This is a genomic window from Bacillota bacterium, assembly GCA_040754675.1.
GTDB lineage: Bacteria > Bacillota > Limnochordia > Limnochordales > Geochordaceae > Geochorda.
Genome location: JBFMCJ010000416.1, coordinates 1 through 3,659, shown reverse-complemented (window position 1 = coordinate 3,659; position 3,659 = coordinate 1). Strand labels below are relative to the sequence as shown.

The window sequence follows — 3,659 nt, the reverse complement described above, 5'->3', positions numbered from 1 at the left end:
ACTTCGAGTGGGCCCTGGGGTACAGCAAGCGCTTCGGCATCGTGCGGGTCGACTTCGAGACCCAGGAGCGCACCATCAAGAAGAGCGGCCGGTGGTACGCTCGGGTCATCGCGCAAAACGGCCTAGAGACTGGCGAGTAGCCGACCTCACGGAACCGTGTCAGGATGGCGCCCGCTAAGAACGCCGGGAAGTTGCGCACGCTTCGGTTACCGGGCGAGCTGCGCTGTGATATGGCCAATGCAACGGAGCGGGCACACCCCCAAACCCGGCGGCGACTGGATGGGTTCGAGAAGCCCGACTCGAAGGGGGCAACTACCCGCGGCGTTGCGGCTACCTGGCTATCTTGTGCGCTGGACGCCATAGGGCGTGCCGGTTATCCTGGAAAGCGAAGGCGGCACGTTGGCGGGATGCTTGATGTTGAGGAGCCTTGTCGATGTACAGATGGTTTGAGGTCGAGAAATTCCGATGTTTCGACCATCTCCGGGTCAACGAGCTGGCCCGAATCAATCTGATAGCAGGTCGCAACAACTCGGGTAAGACCGCGCTGCTCGAAGCGTTTTTCGTGCATTCGGCGGCAACGAACCTCGACTCGGTCATGAAGGTGGACAGCTTTCGCGGCATAGTCCTTGTACGCTTCGTGGGGACCACAGTCACTCACGTGCCTTGGTACGACCTGTTCTACAACCTCGACACGAAAGACCCAATTCGGCTTGCCGCTGGGTACCGTGATAATCGGATTCGCGAGCTTCGCCTCCAGTTGTTCCCGCGGCGGTCCTACCCGGTGCTGGTCGAAGACGTTTCTGAGGGCGAGCCGACTGGCCAGGACGGTAAGCGTGGGGGGCCAGCAGCTTTGTGCCCTCAACACCGGTTCTCGAGGGCAGATATTATGAAGATGAAAAGGAGAGGCGCGTCACGTTCTCGCTCCGGCGCGCTCTGTCGGCCCGGAGGCGCAGCCCGTGTTCGAGGTGAGTCCTCCGCCGCTGCCTCCCCCAATTCCTGCCTATTACGTGACGGCGTCTCTGTACCGCGCCCTTTGGGTCTTCCCGGCTGTGCTTTGAGTCTCTTGACGAACGTCGAAAACCGACCGCCAGACACGCAGAGCAGCCGCAGGGCGCCCCCGCTCATTTCGATGGACGTCGAAGCCAGGCCTACGGCGCGGGGGGTGACCTCTCTTCAGCCCTCCCGGCCCGTCTGGCCTGCCTGACCCGCTTGGCCCGCCGCCTCCCGCACCTGCTTCGCCGCTGCCACCAGGTTGCGCAGGGCGGGCACGACCTCGTCATACTGCCGGGTCTTGAGCCCGCAGTCGGGGTTGACCCAGAGCTTGCCCGGCTCGACCACCGCCGCAGCCCGCCGCAGCAGCTCCACCATTTCCTCGGCCGGCGGCACCCGCGGCGAGTGGATGTCGTAGACTCCCGGCCCCACCTGGTTGGGGTACCGGAAGCGCCGGAACGCCTCCAGGATCTCCATCCCGGAGCGGCTCGCCTCGATGGAGATGACGTCCGCATCCAGCGCCGCAATGGCCTCGATGATGTCGTTGAACTCCGAGTAGCACATGTGCGTGTGAATCTGCGTTTCGTTGCGCACGCCGCTCGTCGCCAGCCGGAAGCACTCCCCCGCCCACTCCAGGTAGCGTCCCCAGCCGGCCCGCCGCAGCGGCAGCCCCTCCCGGAACGCCGGCTCGTCGATCTGGATGACGCGGATCCCCGCCGCCTCCAGGTCCTGCACCTCGTCCCGGATGGCGAGCGCCAGCTGCCGGCAGGTCTCGTCCCGGGGTTGGTCATCCCGCACGAACGACCACTGCAGGATGGTCACCGGCCCGGTCAGCATGCCCTTGACGGGGCGGCTCGTCAGCGACTGGGCGTACGTGATCCACCTGACCGTCATCGGTCCGGGCCGGGCGACGTCGCCGTAAATGATGGGCGGCTTGACGTAGCGGGTGCCGTAGCTCTGCACCCACCCGTGATCGGTGAACGCGAACCCGTCCATCTGCTGGGCGAAGTACTCGACCATGTCGCTGCGCTCGGGCTCGCCGTGAACCAGCACGTCCAGGCCGATCTGCTCCTGCAGCCGCACCACCCGCTCGATCTCGCGGCGAATCCCCTCCTCGTAGGCCTCCTGCGAGATCTCGCCCCGCCGCCAGCGAGCGCGAAGCTGGCGCAGCTCCCGGGTCTGGGGGAACGACCCGATGGTCGTGGTGGGAAAGGCCGGCAGCTCGAGGTGTTGTTGCTGAACTTTCCGCCGTTCGGCGTGGGGCGCCGCCCGCCGTGCCTGCTCGGGCTGCAGCTCCGCAAGTCGCCGCTGAACCGCCAGCTTGGTGCGCCGGGGCGAGCGCCGGCGCTGCTCGGCCAGCCGTTCGCTCGCCTCGAGCGCCTCCCGCAGCGCCTCCCGGCCCTCGTTGACCGCCCGCGCCAGCAGGGCGACCTCCTCCAGCTTCTGGCGGGCAAACGCCAGCCACCCCTTTACCTCAGGGTCGAGGGCCTTCTCCCGTTCCACATCGATGGGCACGTGGATGAGCGAGCAAGACGGGGCCACCATGAGGCGTTCGGCGCCCAGCGCCCGCCGCGCCCGCTCCAGCAGGGAGAGAGCCGAGGGGAGGTGGGTTCGCCACACGTTGCGCCCGTCCACGACGCCGAGCGAAAGCGACAGGTGGCCCGGTACGCCGGCCTGCAGGACCTGCTCCATCTGGTCAGGCGCCCGCACCAGGTCGAGGTGCAGGCCCGCCGCCGGCAACTGCAGCGCCGTCTCGAGGTTATCCCGCAGCCCCTCGAAGTAGGTGGCCACCAGGATGCCAAGCGCCCCCGGGTCGGCGCCGTCCTGGCGCCCGGCCGCCTCGGCCAGCGCCGCGTACGCCCGCCGCAGCGCGGCCCGTTCGGCGTCCCCAAGGTCGAGCGCGAGATACGGCTCGTCCATCTGCACCCACCGGGCGCCGGCAGCGCGCAGTTGCCCGAGAAGCTCCTGGTAGACGGGCAGCAGGCGGTCGAGCAGGGAGAGGCGGTCGAAGCCCGGCTGCCGGGCCTTGCCCAGCAGCAGGAAGCTCACCGGCCCCACCAGTACCGGGCGGGTCGCAACCCCCAGCGCCTGGGCCTCCCGAAACTCCTCCACCGGCTTGCGGGACGCGAGCGTGAAGCGCTGGCCGGGCCACAGCTCCGGGACGATGTAGTGGTAGTTGGTGTCGAACCACTTGGTCATCTCCATCGCCCGGATGCCGCTCTGGCCATCATCCTGCGCGCCCCGGCCAGGTCCTGCGCTTTGCCCGGCGCCGGCGCCGTCGCCGCCTTGCGAACCCCGCGCCATGGCGAAGTACGTGCGCAGCGGCACCGGCCCGCCCTGCCAGCCGAACCGCTCCGGCACCGCCCCCACAAGGCAGGCCGCGTCCAGCACGTGGTCGTAAAACGAAAAGTCGTTGGACGGGATGACCTCGATGCCCGCCTCCCGCTGCATCATCCAGTGGCGGCGCCGGAGTTCGGCGCCTGTCGCAAGCAGCGCAGCTTCGTCGATGTCCCCCTGCCAGTAGGCCTCGGTGGCCCGCTTCAGCTCCCGGTTCGCCCCGATGCGGGGGAACCCCAGGTTGGTTGCCAGTGCCATGCTGCCGTCACCCTCCCGTCGGCCCGCCGGCCGTGCTGCCTGCGCCCTGCTTACGCCGGCGCTCCTTCCTCAAA

2 protein-coding genes are annotated in these 3,659 nt (G+C 68.3%); one reads left to right on the top strand and one right to left on the bottom strand.

Annotated features, from left to right (window positions below; all coding sequences use genetic code 11):
* On the top strand, positions 1 to 140 hold a 140-nt coding region (locus AB1609_18100), incomplete at its 5' end, for a family 1 glycosylhydrolase (protein ID MEW6048359.1).
* Positions 141 to 1,173: 1,033 nt separating this feature from the next.
* Here AB1609_18100 and metE read toward each other — a convergent pair.
* Complete coding sequence (metE, locus tag AB1609_18095; GenBank protein ID MEW6048358.1) at positions 1,174 to 3,585, bottom strand: 5-methyltetrahydropteroyltriglutamate--homocysteine S-methyltransferase; 2,412 nt, start codon at positions 3,583 to 3,585, stop codon at positions 1,174 to 1,176.
* Between the last annotated feature and the right edge of the window lie 74 nt (positions 3,586 to 3,659).